Source organism: Bradyrhizobium sp. U531, assembly GCF_051710265.1.
GTDB lineage: Bacteria > Pseudomonadota > Alphaproteobacteria > Rhizobiales > Xanthobacteraceae > Bradyrhizobium.
In genome coordinates this window covers 150,652-168,580 of the sequence record NZ_JASVEN010000001.1, presented here as the reverse complement: position 1 = coordinate 168,580, position 17,929 = coordinate 150,652, and the positions used below count along the sequence as shown (strand labels likewise).

The window sequence follows — 17,929 nt, the reverse complement described above, 5'->3', positions numbered from 1 at the left end:
GCGTCACAATCAAGGGGCGGCACTTCAGCATCCCCGCCCGGGCGTGACAAGCGCGGGCCAAGGAACACCTGAAAGGGAAGCCTCAGCCCTTGACGAGACCGAGCCGCAGCAGGCTTTCGGCCGTCGAGAGCAGCGCTTCGTCATTGGAACGGGGTTGCCAGCCCAGCATCGCCCGCGCCTTGGCACTGGTGGAATGCCGGACCTTTCCAAGCATCGGCACCACCGCCTGCAGCAACGGAATGCGGCTCGCCGCGATCCGCACCAGCCAGTCCGGCGCCTGAAGCCGCGGAACCCGCCGCGCCTGCGGTCCGAGTTCCCGCCGCAGCACCTTGCCGATCTCAAGGATCGACATCGTCTCGCCGGAGACCGCGATGAAGCGCTCGCCTTTCGCCTCGGGAGCGGTCATCGCCCGCAGGTGCAGGTCAGCGACGTCGCGAACGTCGACCACGCCGAAATACACCCGCGGCACCGCCGGCATGGCGCCGTCGAGCAGCGATTTGACGATCTCGATCGAGCCTGAAAAGTCCGGCCCCAGCACCGGACCGAAAACGCCGGCGGGATTGACGACGGACAGTTCGAGTCCGCCGCCCTCCTGCGAGATGAAATCCCAGGCCGCCCGCTCGGCCAGAGTCTTGGACTTGATGTAGGGCTGCAAATCGGCGCTGCCGAGATTGGTCCAGTCGGCTTCGTCAAATGGCTTTGCCCGCGGCGGATGGCCATAACCGATCGCGCCCAGCGACGAGGTGACGACGACGCGCTTGATGCCGGCGTCCCGCGCGGCGCGCAGCACCCGCAGCGTGCCGTCACGGGCCGGGATGATCATCTCGTTCTCATCCTTGGGAACGCTGGTCGACAGGGGCGAGGCGACATGGAGCACGTAGTCGCAGCCCGCGACCGCCTCGCGCCACCCCTGGTCGGCGGTGAGGTCGGCCGTAGCGAAGGAGACGCTTTCGGGCGAGGCCGCTCCACCCTCGCGCAACATCGCCAGCACCTCGGCCTGCCGGTCCGGCCGGCGCACCGTGGTCCGCACCGGATGGCCTGCGGCCAGAAGCTGCAGGATGACATGGATGCCGATGAAGCCGGACCCGCCGGTGACCAGAACGGTGCTCATTACCAAGATTTCCCTCGTTGCGCGGGTTCGCGAATTGGCTCCGTCACCCTGCTCAAGGCGGCATCTGGTCCCTATCTCCAGGGGGAACAAGTAGAATGGAATTTGAGACCGGTATGGAAAACCTGACCATCGCCTGCGAGGGCAACTGCGATTGCAGCCCCGACCCTGCCCTGCTCGCCGACTTCAAGCGCGCGATCCACGCCCTCGGCGGCAAGTGGAAACTGGAGATCCTGTTCGCGCTGATGAACGGCGCGGTCCGCTTCGGCGCGTTGCGGCGATCGATCGACGGGGTCACCCAGCACATGCTGACGATGCAGCTCCGAGAGCTCGAGCAGGATGGACTCGTGTCGCGCACCGTCCTCGCTTCGAAGCCGCTGCAAGTCGAATACGAGCTGACCGAGTCGGCCTACGGCCTGTTGCCGGCGTTTAAGGAAATATTGAGTTGGTCCAGGCTTTATGGAGATGCACGCCTCATGGCGTCGCAACAGGGCTGATTACAGCGATGCTTGATGCCGCTGGATCAGCATCTCAGCATCCGAGCCGATCTCGTTGATGCGACTCGCAAAACCGCCCGCGCCTGAAGTTAAGGTCGATTCTCATCCGAACTCACGTGAGCTCGGAAGAATGGACTCTAGACCATTGATCGCGATTCACTTTTCGCGTTTCCGCTCGCGCGCAAACACGCGCGACTGCAGACGTCAGGCAAAAGGCCGGACGCGGTGCGAAACAGTGCACCTTACGCCACACAACAAAAGAGCCGCATCCCTGCGGCTCCGTCTCTATTCGTCGCGGTAGACCTTCTCGCGTTTCTCGTGGCGCTCCTGCGCTTCCACCGAGAGCGTCGCGATGGGCCGGGCTTCGAGCCGCTTCAGAGAGATCGGCTCGCCGGTGTCCTCGCAATAGCCGTAGGTGTTGTCCTCGATACGCTGGAGCGCGGCGTCGATCTTGGCGATCAACTTGCGCTGGCGGTCGCGGGCGCGGAGTTCGATGGCGCGGTCGGTTTCGGACGATGCCCGATCGGCGAGATCGGGGTGGTTCACATTCTCCTCCTGCAGGGCCTGCAGGGTGAGCTTGGACTCTTTGAGGATCTCATCCTTCCAGGCGAGGAGCTTCAAACGGAAGTACTCCTTCTGCCGGTCGTTCATGAAAGGCTCTTTTTCGGTCGGTCGGTAGTTTTTCAACTTTTCCAAGGGCGGCCTATCTGTCTAAGCAACGACTCGCAACGGAAACAGGGTCCGTTGAGCCGGGGCTTATATAGTGGCCTCCCGTGACAGACAATGTTTCCCTCATCGTCCGGCTGGCGCCCCCAAGCCCTTGCACAGGAAGGTTTATCCCGCAGGGCCTGGAGACCGCCGCTGGGCCTAGTAGCCGACCGTGAAACGCTGCCGCGGATGGGCCGGGCGCTCGATCTCGTCGGCGAGCGCAATGGCGTAATCGGCGAAGGTGATCCAGCTCTTGCCGTTCGCATCTGCGAGAAGCTGGTCGGTCCCGAGCCGGAACTTGCCCGTGCGTTCCCCCTCGACGAACAGCGCCGACGGCGAAATGAAGGTCCAGTTCAGCTCCTTCTCCTGCCGCAGCAGGTCGAGGAAGGCCGAGCCCGCCTCGGCTTCCGCCTTGTACTGGGCCGGAAAATTGGGAGTGGTGACCAGCTTGACGCCCGGGGCGACTTCCAGGCTGCCGGCGCCGCCGACGACGAGGTAACGCCCAACCTTGGCGTCCTTCGCCGCACCGATCAGCTTGTGCGCGTCGCTGGCCAGGAAGTGCACGGAACTCACGGCGACGTCGTGGCCGGCCCACAACCCGGCGAGGCCGGCCTGGTCGAGCACGTCTCCCTTGGTCGGCGTGACGTTCGGCAGGGCCGCGATCTTCTCCGGGTTCCGGGCGATGGCGGTGACGGCGTGTCCGCGGCGGGACAGCTCCTTGGTGATCTCCGACCCGGCCCGGCCCGAGGCGCCGGCAACTGCGATTTTCATGGAAGGCTCCTTCGTTGCTTTAGTAACTAACGGAGACTAGATATCGCAAAGAATGCTGGTGTTAAGAGAGCACTTTGTGCTTACCTGATTACACAGGGGTAACCCCATGCGTGTCGCAAGCGACGAAAACGGAGTCCGAGGCCCGACCATGAAACCCGACGTCTATGCAGCGAACTGTCCCACGCGCCAGATCCTCGATCGCGTCGGCGACAAATGGGCGGTGCTGATCCTCCTGCTGCTGCGCGAGGAGCCGATGCGCTTCAATCAGTTGCGCCGCACGATCGAAGGCATTTCGCAGAAGATGCTGAGCCAAGTTCTGAAATCGCTGGAACGCGACGGCCTGATCAGGCGCCACGCCATCGCAACGGTGCCTGTCACCGTGGAATATTCGATCACGCAGCTCGGGCTGACGCTCGCCGCTGCGGTCGATCCGTTGCGCGATTGGGCCGAGCAGAATCTGAAAGACGTTCTCGCCGCCCAGCGCCGCTACGACACGCAGCAGAAGGAAGAAGCGGCGTAGGGCCCAAAACTCCGCTGTCATGCCCCGGCTTGACCGGGGCATCCAGTACGCCGCAGCGCCTCAATTCAACAATGACTGTCTCTGGAATACTGGGTCGCCCGGTCAAGCCGGGCGACGACAGCCTCTCTGATCAGGCCTGCCCCGCCTTGGCCAGCTCGACCTCGACGCGCAGCTCGATTTCCGAGAGCACGGAATCCAGTCCGGGATCGCCCGAGGACGATTTCAGGTTCGCCGCAGCGTCCCGCAGCCGCAGCACGGTCGAGGCGTCGAGATTGCCCGACAGAAGTCCCATCTTGAGGTCGTCGAGTACATCGAGCGCGGTCCTGCCGCGGGCGACCGAGCGCTTGCGCCGCTCGACCGGATCCTCTTCGACGCCCTGCAGGGCCAGCAGCCCGTCGATGTTGGCGGCGGCCTTTGGTGCGGCAGCGCTCCGCGTCTCCTGCGCCGACGAGGTGTCGGGCAGCACGAAGGTGCCGGAGCTGGTCCGCCTGGCCTGGCTGGCCGGCGTTCCAAGCGTGGTGCCATTCGGTCCGTAGATGCGCATCGGAGGGAATCCGGGTGATCGATGCCGTCACCTTCGCCGTCTTATGGTTAACGGCGCGTAAACAGCCCGGCAAAAACTGCCGACAGCCGGCAGTTTCGCTCCTCACGGCGAACGCCGGCTGACACCAGTCGAAACAGATTTATTCAACCTATTCAGCGCCCTACCCCTGCCAATGCGGCTTGGCACAACCCTCGCAAGGACAGCGTCGGACCAGCTCGACATGGGAGTGTCGTGGTTAGTCCGAGATTTGAGGACCTCGGGGAGCAGAGGATGCCAGTCGTTCGTTGGGTGAGGATTGTTGGGGTGGCCTGCGCCGCGCTGTCAGCGCTGGTGCTCTCGGCCGCGCCAGCGGCTGCGACCTCGCGCATCAAGGACCTCGCCAACATCGAAGGCGTGCGGCAGAACCAGCTCATCGGCTACGGCCTCGTCGTCGGCCTCAACGGCACCGGCGACACCCTCAACAACATCCCCTTCACCAAGCAGTCGCTGCAGGCGATGCTCGAGCGCATGGGCGTCAACATCCGCGGCGCCACCATCCGTACCGGCAACGTCGCGGCGGTGATGGTGACCGGCAATTTGCCGGCCTTCGCCACCCAGGGCACGCGCATGGACGTCACCGTCTCCGCGCTCGGCGATGCCAAGAACCTCCAGGGCGGCACGCTGCTCGTCACCCCCCTGCTCGGCGCCGACGGCAATGTCTACGCGGTGGCGCAGGGCTCGCTCGCGATCTCCGGCTTCCAGGCCGAGGGCGAAGCGGCGAAGATCGTGCGCGGCGTTCCAACGGTGGGCCGCATCGCCAACGGCGCCATCATCGAGCGCGAGATCGAGTTCGCGCTCAACCGCCTGCCGAACGTGCGCCTGGCGCTGCGCAACGCCGACTTCACCACGGCGAAGCGGATCGCGGCCGCCGTCAACGACTATCTCGGCGTCAAGACGGCCGAGCCGATCGATCCCTCCACCGTGCAGCTGTCGGTGCCGCCGGAGTTCAAGGGCAACGTCGTCGCCTTCCTCACCGAGATCGAGCAGTTGCAGGTCGATCCGGATCTCGCCGCCAAGATCATCATCGACGAACGCAGCGGCATCATCGTGATGGGCCGCGACGTCCGCGTCGCCACCGTCGCGGTGGCGCAGGGCAATCTCACGGTGACGATCTCCGAGAGCCCGCAGGTGAGCCAGCCCAATCCCCTCTCGCGCGGCCGCACCGTGGTCGCGCCGCGCAGCAGCGTCACCGTCACCGAGGACGGCAAGAAGCTCGCCGTCGTCAAGGACGGCGTGTCGCTGCAGCAGCTCGTCGACGGCCTCAACGGCCTCGGCATCGGCCCGCGCGACATGATCAGCATCCTGCAGGCGATCAAGGCCGCCGGCGCGATCGAAGCCGACATCGAGGTGATGTGATGCAGACGAACACCATCAACACCCCGCGCCTCTCCACCTCCTCGGCCTTCTCGGTCGAGAGCCGCAACGGCCGCCCCGATTTCGACCTCGCGGCCGCGCTGCAGAAGGTCTCGCCGAAGCAACAGGCCAAGGCGCAGAAGACCGCCACCGATTTCGAAGCGATGTTCCTCAACAGCATGTTCTCGCAGATGACCTCGGGCTTGAAGGGCGAAGGCCCGTTCGGCGACACGCCGGGCACCGGCGTGTGGCGCTCGATGCTGACCGAGCAATATTCCAAGAACTTCGCCAACGCCGGCGGCGTCGGCATCGCCCGCGACGTCTATCGCACGCTGATCGTCCAGCAGGCGAAGACAACTCTTCGTACGGCATAAGGTCCAAACGAGATGAACCAGTTCAACGCCTCACGTCGGCCGATGCAAGCGCAACGCCCGCCCGCCGCGCCCGGCAACGCGGAAGCGCGCAAGCTCGCCGAGGACCTGATGGACGCGATGAACGCCTTGCTCGGGCTGATCGAACGCGAGACCGAGCTCGTTCGCGCCGGCAAGGTTCGCGAGGCGATGACGCTCGAGAGCAAGAAGCAGGAGCTCTCGCGCAACTATGTCGGCGCCGTCAGCCAGTTGAAGGCGAACCAGCCCCAGCTCGCGAAATCCGCGCCCGAGCTGCTCTCGACGCTGCATCGCCACCACGATGCGTTCCGCGCGATGCTTCAAGTCAATCTCACCGTGCTCGCGACCGCACACGCGGTCTCCGAAAGCGTGGTGCGCGGCGTCAACGCCGAGATCCAGAAGCGCAACGTGCCGAACACCTATACGGCCGCGGGTCGTCGCGCGACTCCCGGTCCGCGCCACATCACGCCGCTCGCGGTCAGCCGCTCGCTCTGAGCGCGCGCGAAAACAAGCGACAATTTTACGAAAAACCGCGCGGCGATCTCGTCGCGCGGTTAGGCACGTTTCCTTACCGGGTCTTCAGTCCTGGTGTTCCAAGGTTGCGTTACGAGAGGGGTTGGGATTTGACTCACGTGAGGCAACCAGGAGGCTGCCATGAGTACAGATTTCAGCATCAGGCCGGTGGGGATCCCGGCCCCCGTGCAGATAGTAGCGACGTCCAGCGCGGCGGCGAACGAGGCCGTGCAGACTGATCTTCCGGTGAGCCAGACGGTCGCCGCGGCGGATACGAGCGCGCCTGTGCGCAACGATCTGCCGAACCACGAGAACATCTCGCGCCAGGTCGTGTTCGACCAGGCGTCCGCATCCATGGTCTTCCAGGTCGTCAACGACAAGACCGAAGCGGTGGTCAACCAGTTCCCCGACGAAGCGATGCTGCGCCGGCGGGCCTATTTCCACGCCTTGGATATGAAGTCCGAGCCTTCGCGCCCGCTCAGCACGGACGTCAGCGCCTGACGATCACGCGATCGATGACGACGCCCTGCGTCTGACCGACACCGGTCAGCGCGAAATTCGTGTTTCCGAATGAAAACAGGTCCGGGGTGCCCGTGATGCTGCGATCACGCGCCGCCGTCACGGCCGACCGGACAGGCCGGCAGCGATGTTGCGGTTGATCTCGATCAGCGGACGGAAGTGATCGAACTGCGGGCTCATCTGCAGCGCGGCGGTCTGGCTCAGCACGAACACGCTGATGTTGGCGATCTTCTGCCGAACGTCGATCGGCTGCGGGTTGTTGTCGCGCATCGCCTCGCTCAGGAAGATGGTCCAGAGCTTGCGGTTGAACATCAGGGCCTGCATGGTCTGCTCGCTCAGCGGATCGGCGTTGTTCACCGCATCCTGGAGCTTGTTCGCGGCCTTCAGCAGGGTCTGCGCCTCGATGTCGCGAGGAGATGCGGTGGTCGTTGCAACACGCGCATAAGCCGAGGCAGCGGAATTCGACATCAATCACACCCTGGAGGTTACCTAGCGCGTTGTAAGCGCTTAAGGATTTCTTTCCCAACCCTAGGCAGCACCGCTTAAGATTTGCTTACGTGTTGTGCTTGGAAGCACTCCGGATAATTACGGGTTACGGAGCTCTTCGTCGGCGCAACGCTAGATCCACACATGCATGATGTAAACGCACCTCGCGCGATGCGTGTCGATCTCAGCTAATCTTGTCTTAGCGATCTCCCTCAAAAGAACGGCGGGGTGTTAGCCCCGCCGCGAAATCTTGAAGAGCGAACCTGGCTCGCGAAATTAACGGAGCAGCTGCAGCACGCTCTGCTGCGACTGGTTCGCCAGCGACAGCGCGGACACCGCGATCGACTGGCGGGTCGACAGCGCCTGGCTGTTCGCCGCTTCCTCGTTGGTGTCGGCGAGTGTCAGGTTCGACGAGCCGGTCTGCAGCACGTTGATCAGGTTCTTGGAGAAGTCCTGACGCACCTGCACGATCGAGAGATTCGAACCGAGCGAGGAGCCTTCCGAGCGCAGCCTGCTCGAGGCGGCATTGAGGCTGGCCAGCACCTTGTTGGTGGCGCCGTTGTCGATGAAGTCCGTGCCGGGAACGAGATTGCTGAGGCCCAGGCCCGCCGCGTTGAACACGACGCCGTTGATGCCGAGCGTCGAGCTGCCGTTCTCGTTGAAAACCAGCTTCAGCGTGTCGCCGTTGAGCAGGTTGATGCCGTTGAAGGAGGAGTCCTGCGAGGTCGTGTCGATCTGCGCAAGGATGTTGTTGAACTGGCTGACCAGGCTCGAACGCGCCGTCTGCGCGACGGGGTCCTGAACCGGCGGCTGCGCGGTGGTGAAGGCGAGCACGCCGGTGAGCGTACCGCCGACCGCGCCGCCAGCGAGAGTCGAACCGAGGGTCGAGGAGGCGTATTCGTTGACGGTGGTCACCGTCAGCACGCCATTGGCGTCGATCGTCGCCGTCAAATGGTTGGCCTGCAGCTGCACATTGAGCTGATCGAGCGTCTTGACGGTGCCGTTGGTGCCGTCGCCGAAGGTGACGTTGACAGGCGTACCGCCGTTGAAGGACGAGAAGGTCAGCGTCTTGCCGCTGACACCACCCACGCCGGAGGTTCGCGCGGCGGTGAAGGCGGTTGCCGTCCCCGTGTTGCCGCTGAGGCCGAACGCGCTCAGTGCATTGCCGGTGCCGGTGATCGACAGGTCGGCATTGATGCCGGTGGACAGCGCAAGCTGACCGCTGCTGTTGACCGACGAGGGAATCTGGCCTGCAGTGGTCTGCAGCGCCGCTGCGCCGTTGAAGATGCTGGCAGTCTTCACGCCCGTGGCAAGGTCGATCGAGTTGAGCAGGTCGGTGAGCGTCGCGCTCTGGATATAGACCGTCGAATTGCCGTTGCCGTCGGTGACGACGTTGCCGTTGACGCCATAGCCGTTGGCCACGCTCGCCGCCGATTGCGGCGTCTGCGCGTTCTTGAAGGTGATGGTGTGACCGTCGATGTTCAGCGTCGAGCCGTCCTGGACCAGGGTGCCGAGCGAGCCCGCGGTGGTCGAGCGGTTCGCGGTCACGTTCGCGTTGCCCGCGCCGGTCGCGGATGTCAGGCCGAGCGCCTTGAGGAAATCGGCCTTGCCCGTCACGCTGAGGTCCGCACCGGTCGAGCTCTTCAACGTCACGGCACCCGCCGTGATGGAGGATGCCACCTGCAGCGTGCCGACGGGACCCGCCGCGCCGCTGACGGCGATGGTCGCCGCGCTGGCACTGATGGTTGCGGTCTTGACCCCGCTGGCGAGGTCGATCGCGCTGAGGACGTCGTTGATGGTCGCGCCCGGAGCAGCCGCCGTTCCCTCGTAGACGATCGAATTGCCGTTGCCGTCGGTGGCGATGTGTCCGCTGGCGTCGAGACCCCAGCCCGTCGGCTGCGTGCTCGGCGCGATGCCGGTGCGGAAGGTGATGGACTTGCCGTTCACCGTGATGGTGTCGCCGTCGGCGGGCGCGGTCCCGAACGTGGTGGACGCGGTGGTGCCGAGCAGTGTCGCGGTTCCGGACAATGCGGTGGTGCCGTCGGCCGCGAGCGCGGCCGTACCGGTAAAGGCGCCGGCCGTCGAACCCAGCGAGGCGCCGAGCGCGGCGGTTCCCGTCACCGGGGTCACGCCGCCGGCAGCACCGGTATAGAGCACGTTGCTCTTCGCGGTCGCGCTGGCATAGGAGGTGGTGCCGCGCAGGTCGGCGGGCGTCGCACCGGGAATGGTGGTGGAGACGTTCGACTTGGTGGAGTAGCCGACCGTGGTCTGCAGCGCCTGGTTGGCGATCGATTTCGCGCTGTCGATCAGCTTCTGCAGCGAAGTGATGCCGGTATTTGCGGCCTGCAGCACCTGGACACCGTTGTTGATGCCATCGAGCAGGTTGCTGATGTCACTCGCCCGGTTGTCGAGCCCCTGCGCCGTGAAGAAGTTGGTGGGATTGTCGAGCGCCGTGTTGACCTTCTTGCCGGTCGACAACCGCTCCTGCGTCGTGGCCAGCAAGTCGGCCGTCGACTGCAGCGACAACAGGTTCTGGCGAACGGACGCCGAGAGAACGATGTTGGACATTGGCGAGTCTTCCTCTTGAACCGGATACGAATCGGCCGCGCGGTCTGCAAAGCGGGCTTTTGACCAGTCTTAGGAGGTGTCCTTTAAAGTATGGTTAACGCCGGTTTAAAGGATAGGGTTAATGGCCGGTGAACGCCCCAGCCCGCCGCCAAACGCAAAAAAGAGCGGCGGGGCCAGGGACCCCGCCGCTCGATTTAGCTAGATAAGTCAGTTACTTACCTGAGTAACTGGAGGACGCTCTGCTGCGAGGTGTTGGCCAGCGAGAGCGCGGAAACCGCGATCGACTGGCGGGTCGAAAGCGCCTGGCTGTTCGCCGCTTCGACGTTGGTGTCGGCCAGAGTGAGGTTGGACGAGCCGGTCTGCAGCACGTTGATCAGGTTCTTGTTGAAGTCCTGACGGATCTGCACGACCGAGAGGTTCGAGCCGAGGCTCGAAGCTTCCGAGCGCAGCGTGCTCGAGGCGGCGTTGAGGTTGGTCAGCACCCGGTTGGCCGCGGCGTTGTCGATGAAGTCGACGCCGACGGTCAGCGAGGCGAGGCCCAGACCCTTGGAGTTGTAGGTCACGCCGGTGATGTTCAGGCTCGACTTGCCGGTCTCGTCGAACACCAGCTTGAGCTGGTCGCCGTTCAAGAGATTGACGCCGTTGAACGAGGAGTCCTGCGAGGTCGTGTCGATCTGGTTCAGGATGTTGTTGTACTGAGACACCAGATTGGCACGCGCCGTCTGGGCAACCGCATCCTGGACCGGAGTGGAAGCCGTCGAGAAGGTCAGCGCCGAGGTGAGCGTGCCACCGATGGTGCCGCCCGCTGCCGTCGAACCCAGCGTCGAGGACGCGTAGTCGTTGGACGCGGTGATGGTCAGCAGGCCGTTGGCGTCGATCGTCGCCGACAAATTGTTGGCCTGCAGCTTGTTGTTGAGCTGATCGAGCGTCTTGACCGTGCCATTCGTGCCGTCGCCGAAGGTGACGTTGACCGCCGTGCCGCTGTTGAAGGACGTGAAGGTCAAGGTCTTGCCGGCGATGCCGCCGACACCAGAGGTGCGGGCCGCGGCGAAGGCGGTCGCGTTGCCGGTGTTGCCGGCAAGGCCGAGCACGTTCAGCACATTGCCGGTGCCGGTGACCGACAGATCAGCATTGACGCCGGTCGAGATCTTGAGCTGGCCGGAGGTGTTGATCGTCGAGTTCGACTGGCCGGTGGCGGTCGCAAACGTCGCGGTGCCGTTGGCGTTGATCGTCGCCGTCTGCACGCCGGTGGCAAGGTCGATCGCCTTGAGCACGTCGTTGACCGTGCCGGCTTGCAGATAGACCGTCGAGTTGCCGTTGCCATCGGTGAGGACGTTGCCGTTCGCGCCATACCCGCTCGGAACGCTGGGAGCACCGGTCGAACCCGGGATCGGCGCGTTCTTGAAGGTGATGACGTGACCGTCGACGTTCAGCGTCGAACCGTCCGCGATGGTCGCACCCAGCGAAGCCGCGGTCGTGGTCCGGTTGACCTCGACGGTGGCATTGCCTGCACCCGTCGACGTGCTCAGACCGAGCGCGTTGAGCAGGTCGGCCTTGCCGGTGACGCTCAGATCCGCACCGGTCGAGCTCTTCAGCGTGACGGCGCTCGCACCGACGCTCGAGGGAGTCTGGCCGACGCTGTTGGTGATCGTCGCGGCACCGGCGCTGATCGCAACCGTATCCACGCCGCTGGCGAGGTCGACCGCGGTCAAGAGGTCGCTGACGGTCGCAAGCGTCGCCGGCGTACCGGTGCTGCCGAGATAGACGGTGGTGTTGCCGTTGCCGTCGGTGACGAGATGGCCGCTGACGCCCGAACCGGAGGGAACGGCGGTCGAGGCCGGCGCGGTGCCCGCGCGGAAGGTGATGGTCTTGCCGTTCACCGTCAGCGTGTCGCCGTCGGCGGGCTGGGCGACGCCGGCGAGACCGCTGGCGCTGGTGCCGTTGGTCGCGATCAGGGTGATGGTGCCGGTCAGGGCCGTGGTGCCGCCCGCACCGGTCGTTGCCGTCGTGCCCGTGAAGGAGCCGATGGTGGCGCCGAGGGTCGTGGTGCCGTTCGCCGCGGTGGTGCCGCCGGCCGTGCCGTTATAGAGCACGTTGCTGCTGGCGGTCGCGCTGGCGAAGCTCGTCGTGCCGCGCAGATCGGCGGCGGTCGCACCGGAGATCGTGGTCGAGACGTTGGACTTGGTGGAGTAGCCGACCGTGGTCTGCAGCGCCTGGTTGGCGATCGACTTGGCGCTGTCGATCAGCTTCTGCAGCGAGGTCAGACCGGTGTTGGCGGCCTGCAGCACCTGCACGCCGTTGGCGATGCTGTCGAGCAGGTTGTTGATGTCGCTGGCGCGGTTGTCGAGCGACTGGGCGGTGAAGAAGTTGGTCGGATTGTCCAGGGCCGAGTTGACGCTCCTACCGGTCGACAGACGGTTCTGTGTGGTGGCGAGGAGGTCGGCGGTGGACTGGAGAGAGAGGAGGTTCTGACGAACCGACGCAGAGAGAACAACGGACATGACTCTTACCCTTCTGGCTTACGCGTCTTCGTTCGATCGCTTCTGGATCGAGTGACGGGGCCAGCGTGCCGTGACATGGCTAACAAAGGGTGAAACGATCATCGTCGGCATAAGCGCCGGTTCACCATAAGCGCGCAGACGGCGCGCGTGAGCGCGGCAATCAAGCTGAAATCATTGGCATTTCTCCGCGCTTACGCTCCATTAACCATAACCGCTGGTTACTTTTTCGACCGCCACCTGCCCTCTCGAAATCGACAAGCAGCAAGCAAAAAGAAAGCGGCGGGGCCGAAGCCCCGCCGCCTGATCTTGCTTGCGATGTCGTCCGCGACTTAGCGGAGCAGCTGCAGCACGCTCTGCTGCGACTGGTTGGCCAGCGAGAGCGCGGAGACCGCGATCGACTGACGGGTCGACAGCGCCTGGCTGTTCGCCGCTTCGACGTTGGTGTCGGCCAGCGTCAGGTTGGACGAGCCGGTCTGCAGCACGTTGATCAGGTTCTTGTTGAAGTCCTGACGAACCTGCACGATCGTCAGGTTCGAACCGAGGCTCGAAGCTTCCGAGCGCAGCGTGCTCGACGCCGAGTTCAGGTTGGTCAGCACCTTGTTGGTGGCGGCGTTGTCGATGAAGTCGACACCACCGGTCAACGCGGCGAGGCCGAGACCCTTGGAGTTGTAGGTCACGCCGGTGATGCTGAGGTTCGACTTGCCGGTCTCGTCGAACACCAGCTTGAGCTGGTCGCCGTTCAAGAGGTTGACACCGTTGAACGAGGAGTCCTGAGCCGTGGAGTCGATCTGGTTCAGGATGTTGTTGTACTGCGAGACGAGGTTGGCACGCGAAGTCTGGGCAACCGTATCCTGGACGGGGCTGGAAGCCGTCGAGAACGTCAGCGCCGAGGTCAGTGTGCCGCCGATCGAACCACCCGCAGCCGTCGAACCGATGGTCGAGGACGCGTAGTCGTTGGTGGTCGAGACCGTCAGCAGGCCGTTGGCGTCGATCGTCGCCGTCAGGTTGTTGGCCTGCAGCTTGCTGTTGAGCTGATCGAGCGTCTTGACGGTGCCGTTGGAGCCGTCGCCGAAGGTGACGTTGACCGCCGTGCCGCCGTTGAAGGAGGAGAAGGTCAAGGTCTTGCCGGTGAGACCGCCGACACCGGAGGTCCGCGCCGCCGTGAAGGCGGTCGAGGTCCCGGTGTTGCCGGCGAAGCCGAGCACGTTCAGCGCATTACCGGTGCCCGTGACCGACAGATCGGCATTGACGCCGGTCGAGATCTTGAGCTGGCCGGAAGCGTTGATCGACGAGTTGGTCTGGCCGGTGGCCGTCGCGAGCGTCGCGGTGCCATTGGCGTTGACCGTCGCGGTCTGCACGCCGGTGGCAAGGTCGATCGCCTTCAAGACGTCGTTGACCGTGCCGGCCTGCAGATAGACCGTCGAGTTGCCGGCACCGTCGGTGAGGACGTTGCCGCTCGCACCATACCCGGTCGGAACGCTGGGAGCACCGGTCGAACCCGGGATCGGCGCGTTCTTGAAGGTGATGACGTGACCGTCGACGTTCAGCGTCGAGCCGTCCGCAATCGTCGCGCCCAGTGAACCCGAGCTCGAGGTGCGGTTGACGTTGACAGTCGCGTTGCCGCCGCCCACGGCCGTCGTCAGGCCGAGCGCGTTGAGCAGATCGGCCTTGCCGGTGACGTTCAGATCCGCACCGGTCGAGCTCTTCAGCGTGACGGCGCTTGCGCCAACGCTCGAGGCGGTCTGGCCGACGCTGTTGGTGATCGTCGCGGCGCCGGAGCTGATCGAGACCGTATCCACCCCGCTGGCGAGGTCGATGGCGGTCAAGAGGTCGCTGACGGTCGCGAGCGTCGCCGGCGTACCCGTGCTGCCGAGATAGACGGTGGTGTTGCCGCCGCCATCGGTGACGAGGTGACCGCTGACGCCAGAACCGGTCGGAACACCGGTGGCCGCCGGCGCGGTGCCGGCACGGAAGGTGATGGTCTTGCCGTTCACCGTCAGCGTGTCGCCGTCGGCGGGCTGAGCAACGCCTGCGAGACCGCTGGCGCTGGTGCCGTTGGTCGCGATCAGGGTGATGGTGCCGGTCAGGGCCGTGGTACCGCCCGCACCGGTCGTTGCCGTCGTGCCCGTGAAGGAGCCGATGGTCGCGCCGAGGGTGGTGGTGCCGCTCGCCGCGGTGGTGCCGCCGGCCGCGCCGCTATACAGCACGTTGCTGCTCGCGGTGGCGCTGGCGAACGAGGTCGTGCCACGCAGGTCGGCCGCCGTCGCACCGGAGATGGTGGTGGAGACGTTGGACTTGGTGGAGTAGCCGACGGTGGTCTGCAGCGCCTGGTTGGCGATCGACTTGGCACTGTCGATCAGCTTCTGCAGCGAGGTGATGCCGGTGTTGGCGGCCTGCAGCACCTGCACGCCGTTGGCGATGCCATCGAGCAGATTGTTGATGTCGCTGGCGCGGTTGTCGAGCGACTGGGCGGTGAAGAAGTTGGTGGGATTGTCCAGGGCCGAGTTGACGCTCTTGCCGGTCGAAAGGCGGCTCTGAGTGGTGGCGAGAAGATCAGCGGTGGACTGGAGAGAAAGCAGGTTCTGACGAACCGACGAAGAGAGAACGATACCGGACATTGAGTGTTACCCTTCTGGTACGCAACGCAACAAAACTTCGATTAGGATTAATCGATGCCGGGACGGTGAACGTTTGGGGCTAACAAAGCATGAAGCGTGTCGCGGCAGTCCTTGCGCGGATTCACCATATGAGCAATCGAGGTCGGATCGCGCTCCGTCGTATCGTCATGATCAGATGATGCTTTTTGGTGCAGCGGCGATGCGTTTGCCACTTGTCAACCATAACTCAGAGTGAGCAATTCGCTGGACTCGACCGCATCGTCCGCACGTCGCCGAGCGGCAACCTGATGCCGCCCAAAAAGAAAGCGGCGGGGCCGAAGCCCCGCCGCCTGATCTTGCTTGCGATGTCGTCCGCGACTTAGCGGAGCAGCTGCAGCACGCTCTGCTGCGACTGGTTGGCCAGCGAGAGCGCGGAGACCGCGATCGACTGACGGGTCGACAGCGCCTGGCTGTTCGCCGCTTCGGTGTTGGTGTCGGCCAGCGTCAGGTTGGACGAACCGGTCTGCAGCACGTTGATCAGGCTCTTGTTGAAGTCCTGACGAACCTGCACCACCGAGAGGTTCGAACCGAGGCTCGAAGCTTCCGAGCGCAGCGTGCTCGACGCGGCGTTCAGGTTGGACAAAACCTTGTTGGTGGCAGCGTTGTCGATGAAGTCGACACCGCTGGTCAGCGCAGCAAGGCCCAGGCCCTTCGAGTTGTAGGTCACACCCGTGATGCTCAGGTTCGACTTGCCGGTCTCGTCGAACACCAGCTTGAGCTGGTCGCCGTTCAAGAGGTTGACACCGTTGAACGAGGAGTCCTGCGAGGTCGTGTCGATCTGGTTCAGGATGTTGTTGTACTGGGAGACCAGGTTCGCGCGCGAAGTCTGGGCAACCGTGTCCTGGACGGGGCTGGAAGCCGTCGAGAACGTCAGAGCCGTGGTCAGCGTACCGCCGATCGCACCACCCGCGGCGCTCGAACCGATGGTCGAGGACGCGTAGTCGTTGGTGGTCGAGACCGTCAGCAGGCCGTTGGCGTCGATCGTCGCCGTCAGGTTGTTGGCCTGCAGCTTGGTGTTGAGCTGATCGAGCGTCTTGACCGAGCCGTTGGTGCCGTCGCCGAAGGTGACATTGACCGCCGTGCCGCCGTTGAAGGAGGAGAAGGTCAAGGTCTTGCCGCTGAGTCCGCCGACGCCGGAGGTCCGCGCCGCCGTGAAGGCGGTTGCAGTCCCGGTGTTGCCGGCGAGGCCGAGCACGTTCAGCGCGTTACCGGTGCCCGTGACCGACAGATCGGCATTGACGCCGGTCGAGATCTTGAGCTGGCCGGAAGCGTTGATCGACGAGTTGGTCTGGCCAGTGGCCGTCGCGAGCGTCGCGGTGCCGTTGGCGTTGACCGTCGCGGTCTGCACGCCGGTGGCAAGATCGATCGCCTTGAGCACGTCGTTGACCGTGCCGGCCTGCAGATAGACCGTCGAGTTGCCGGCGCCGTCGGTGAGGACGTTGCCGCTCGCACCATACCCGGTCGGAACGCTGGGAGCACCGGTCGAACCCGGGATCGGCGCGTTCTTGAAGGTGATGACGTGACCGTTGACGTTCAGCGTCGAGCCATCCGCAATCTCCGCACCGAGCGAGCCCGAGCTCGTGGTCCGGTTGACGTTGATGGTGGCGTTGCCGCCGCCCACGGCCGAGGTCAGGCCGAGCGCGTTGAGCAGGTCAGCCTTGCCGGTGACGTTCAGATCCGCACCGGTCGAGCTCTTCAGCGTGACGGCGCTTGCGCCAACGCTCGAGGAGGTCTGGCCGACGCTGTTGGTGATCGTCGCGGCGCCGGAGCTGATCGAGACCGTATCCACCCCGCTGGCGAGGTCGATGGCGGTCAAGAGGTCGCTGACGGTCGCAAGCGTCGCCGGGGTACCCGTGCTGCCGAGATAGACGGTGGTGTTGCCGCCGCCGTCGGTGACGAGATGGCCGCTGACGCCAGAACCGGTCGGAACACCAGACGCCGCGGGCGCGGTGCCGGCACGGAAGGTGATGGTCTTGCCGTTCACCGTCAGCGTGTCGCCGTCGGCGGGCTGAGCAACGCCGGCGAGACCGCTGGCGCTGGTGCCGTTGGTCGCGATCAGCGTGATGGTGCCGGTCAGGGCCGTGGTGCCGCCCGCGCCCGTCGTTGCCGTCGTGCCCGTGAAGGAGCCGATGGTGGCGCCGAGGGTGGTGGTGCCGCTCGCCGCGGTGGTGCCGCCGGCAGCGCCGCTAAACAGCACGTTGCTGCTGGCGGTAGCGCTGGCGAACGAGGTCGTGCCACGCAGGTCGGCGGCCGTCGCACCGGAGATGGTGGCGGAGACGTTCGACTTGGTGGAGTAACCGACGGTGGTCTGCAGCGCCTGGTTGGCGATCGACTTGGCGCTGTCGATCAACTTCTGCAGCGAGGTGATGCCGGTGTTGGCGGCCTGCAGCACCTGCACGCCGTTGGCGATGCCATCGAGCAGGTTGTTGATGTCGCTGGCGCGGTTGTCGAGCGACTGGGCGGTGAAGAAGTTGGTGGGATTGTCCAGAGCCGAGTTGACGCTCTTGCCGGTCGACAGACGGTTCTGCGTGGTGGCGAGAAGATCAGCGGTGGACTGGAGGGAAAGCAGGTTCTGACGAACCGATGCGGAGAGGACGATGCCTGACATAACTCTGTTACCTTTCTGGTAAACGACGCTACTGTTACACGTCTGCTTGGATCGAGATGGACCCAGCGACCGGCGGACCGTGGCGCCGAGACCTCTAACGAAACATGAAATGAAACCCGCGCTTTCGCCGGGTCACGCGTGATTCGGT

General features: G+C 64.6%; 15 protein-coding genes. 6 read left to right on the top strand and 9 right to left on the bottom strand.

From position 1 onward, the window contains the following. Positions 1 to 82: 82 nt before the first annotated feature. Positions 83 to 1,111 carry an SDR family oxidoreductase gene (locus tag QRQ56_RS00720; protein WP_438736844.1) on the bottom strand — a complete coding sequence of 343 codons (1,029 nt, stop codon included), beginning with the start codon at positions 1,109 to 1,111 and terminating at the stop codon, positions 83 to 85. 95 nt (positions 1,112 to 1,206) lie between these two features. Here QRQ56_RS00720 and QRQ56_RS00715 point away from each other — a divergent pair, with 95 nt between their 5' ends. Then, complete coding sequence (locus QRQ56_RS00715; protein ID WP_438736842.1) at positions 1,207 to 1,605, top strand: winged helix-turn-helix transcriptional regulator; 399 nt, start codon at positions 1,207 to 1,209, stop codon at positions 1,603 to 1,605. 285 nt (positions 1,606 to 1,890) lie between these two features. Here QRQ56_RS00715 and dksA read toward each other — a convergent pair whose 3' ends face one another. Together dksA and QRQ56_RS00705 are read right to left on the bottom strand one after the other, a co-directional pair. Next, positions 1,891 to 2,256, bottom strand: a complete 366-nt coding sequence (dksA, locus tag QRQ56_RS00710) for an RNA polymerase-binding protein DksA (protein ID WP_008554760.1) — start codon at positions 2,254 to 2,256, stop codon at positions 1,891 to 1,893. Between the two features lie 216 nt (positions 2,257 to 2,472). Next, complete coding sequence (locus tag QRQ56_RS00705) at positions 2,473 to 3,084, bottom strand: NAD(P)-dependent oxidoreductase (RefSeq protein ID WP_438736839.1); 612 nt, start codon at positions 3,082 to 3,084, stop codon at positions 2,473 to 2,475. A gap of 148 nt (positions 3,085 to 3,232) precedes the next feature. Between QRQ56_RS00705 and QRQ56_RS00700 the strand changes: the two genes are divergently transcribed. Then, positions 3,233 to 3,604 (top strand): winged helix-turn-helix transcriptional regulator, encoded by a 372-nt coding sequence (locus QRQ56_RS00700; protein ID WP_438736837.1) that lies wholly within the window; start codon positions 3,233 to 3,235, stop codon positions 3,602 to 3,604. Positions 3,605 to 3,734: 130 nt separating this feature from the next. On the opposite strand, the gene QRQ56_RS00695 is transcribed toward QRQ56_RS00700, so the two are convergent. Beyond that, positions 3,735 to 4,148, bottom strand: coding sequence for a flagellar assembly protein FliX (locus tag QRQ56_RS00695; protein WP_438736835.1), 414 nt, complete (start codon positions 4,146 to 4,148; stop codon positions 3,735 to 3,737). A 270-nt stretch (positions 4,149 to 4,418) separates the two neighbouring features. Between QRQ56_RS00695 and QRQ56_RS00690 the strand changes: the two genes are divergently transcribed. The 4 genes from QRQ56_RS00690 (at position 4,419) to QRQ56_RS00675 (ending at position 6,943) form a co-directional block, all read left to right on the top strand. Next, the gene (locus tag QRQ56_RS00690) at positions 4,419 to 5,543 is read left to right on the top strand and encodes a flagellar basal body P-ring protein FlgI (protein ID WP_438736833.1); all 1,125 of its coding nucleotides are present in this window, start codon (positions 4,419 to 4,421) and stop codon (positions 5,541 to 5,543) included. Next, positions 5,543 to 5,914, top strand: a complete 372-nt coding sequence (flgJ, locus tag QRQ56_RS00685) for a flagellar assembly peptidoglycan hydrolase FlgJ (protein WP_438736831.1) — start codon at positions 5,543 to 5,545, stop codon at positions 5,912 to 5,914. The genes QRQ56_RS00690 and flgJ overlap by 1 nt, the downstream gene beginning before the upstream one ends. A 12-nt stretch (positions 5,915 to 5,926) precedes the next feature. Continuing rightward, entirely contained in the window at positions 5,927 to 6,424 is a 498-nt protein-coding gene (locus QRQ56_RS00680; protein WP_438736829.1) for a hypothetical protein, read from the top strand. A gap of 159 nt (positions 6,425 to 6,583) precedes the next feature. Further along, entirely contained in the window at positions 6,584 to 6,943 is a 360-nt protein-coding gene (locus tag QRQ56_RS00675) for a hypothetical protein (protein WP_438736827.1), read from the top strand. Between the two features lie 117 nt (positions 6,944 to 7,060). Here QRQ56_RS00675 and flaF read toward each other — a convergent pair whose 3' ends face one another. From flaF to QRQ56_RS00650, 5 genes are all read right to left on the bottom strand, one after another. Next, positions 7,061 to 7,429: a flagellar biosynthesis regulator FlaF gene (gene flaF, locus QRQ56_RS00670; RefSeq protein WP_008554779.1), complete on the bottom strand. Its 369-nt coding sequence runs from the start codon at positions 7,427 to 7,429 to the stop codon at positions 7,061 to 7,063. A gap of 294 nt (positions 7,430 to 7,723) precedes the next feature. Then, entirely contained in the window at positions 7,724 to 10,015 is a 2,292-nt protein-coding gene (locus tag QRQ56_RS00665) for a DUF1522 domain-containing protein (RefSeq protein ID WP_438736825.1), read from the bottom strand. 215 nt (positions 10,016 to 10,230) lie between these two features. After that, positions 10,231 to 12,516: a DUF1522 domain-containing protein gene (locus tag QRQ56_RS00660; RefSeq protein ID WP_438736824.1), complete on the bottom strand. Its 2,286-nt coding sequence runs from the start codon at positions 12,514 to 12,516 to the stop codon at positions 10,231 to 10,233. 329 nt (positions 12,517 to 12,845) lie between these two features. After that, a complete protein-coding gene (locus QRQ56_RS00655; RefSeq protein WP_438736822.1) occupies positions 12,846 to 15,134 on the bottom strand; it encodes a DUF1522 domain-containing protein in 2,289 nt (762 codons plus the stop codon). 358 nt (positions 15,135 to 15,492) lie between these two features. Further along, positions 15,493 to 17,781, bottom strand: coding sequence for a DUF1522 domain-containing protein (locus QRQ56_RS00650; RefSeq protein ID WP_438736820.1), 2,289 nt, complete (start codon positions 17,779 to 17,781; stop codon positions 15,493 to 15,495). Positions 17,782 to 17,929 lie beyond the last annotated feature (148 nt).

Coding starts and splice junctions, on each gene's coding strand:
- QRQ56_RS00675 (WP_438736827.1), top strand. CDS start 6,584: ATGAGTACAGATTTCAGCATCAGGCCGGTGGGGATCCCGGCCCCCGTG.
- QRQ56_RS00650 (WP_438736820.1), bottom strand. CDS start 17,781: ATGTCAGGCATCGTCCTCTCCGCATCGGTTCGTCAGAACCTGCTTTCC.
- QRQ56_RS00690 (WP_438736833.1), top strand. CDS start 4,419: ATGCCAGTCGTTCGTTGGGTGAGGATTGTTGGGGTGGCCTGCGCCGCG.
- dksA (WP_008554760.1), bottom strand. CDS start 2,256: ATGAACGACCGGCAGAAGGAGTACTTCCGTTTGAAGCTCCTCGCCTGG.
- QRQ56_RS00695 (WP_438736835.1), bottom strand. CDS start 4,148: ATGCGCATCTACGGACCGAATGGCACCACGCTTGGAACGCCGGCCAGC.
- QRQ56_RS00720 (WP_438736844.1), bottom strand. CDS start 1,111: ATGAGCACCGTTCTGGTCACCGGCGGGTCCGGCTTCATCGGCATCCAT.
- QRQ56_RS00655 (WP_438736822.1), bottom strand. CDS start 15,134: ATGTCCGGTATCGTTCTCTCTTCGTCGGTTCGTCAGAACCTGCTTTCT.
- QRQ56_RS00700 (WP_438736837.1), top strand. CDS start 3,233: ATGAAACCCGACGTCTATGCAGCGAACTGTCCCACGCGCCAGATCCTC.
- QRQ56_RS00680 (WP_438736829.1), top strand. CDS start 5,927: ATGAACCAGTTCAACGCCTCACGTCGGCCGATGCAAGCGCAACGCCCG.
- flaF (WP_008554779.1), bottom strand. CDS start 7,429: ATGTCGAATTCCGCTGCCTCGGCTTATGCGCGTGTTGCAACGACCACC.
- QRQ56_RS00665 (WP_438736825.1), bottom strand. CDS start 10,015: ATGTCCAACATCGTTCTCTCGGCGTCCGTTCGCCAGAACCTGTTGTCG.
- flgJ (WP_438736831.1), top strand. CDS start 5,543: ATGCAGACGAACACCATCAACACCCCGCGCCTCTCCACCTCCTCGGCC.
- QRQ56_RS00660 (WP_438736824.1), bottom strand. CDS start 12,516: ATGTCCGTTGTTCTCTCTGCGTCGGTTCGTCAGAACCTCCTCTCTCTC.
- QRQ56_RS00715 (WP_438736842.1), top strand. CDS start 1,207: ATGGAATTTGAGACCGGTATGGAAAACCTGACCATCGCCTGCGAGGGC.
- QRQ56_RS00705 (WP_438736839.1), bottom strand. CDS start 3,084: ATGAAAATCGCAGTTGCCGGCGCCTCGGGCCGGGCCGGGTCGGAGATC.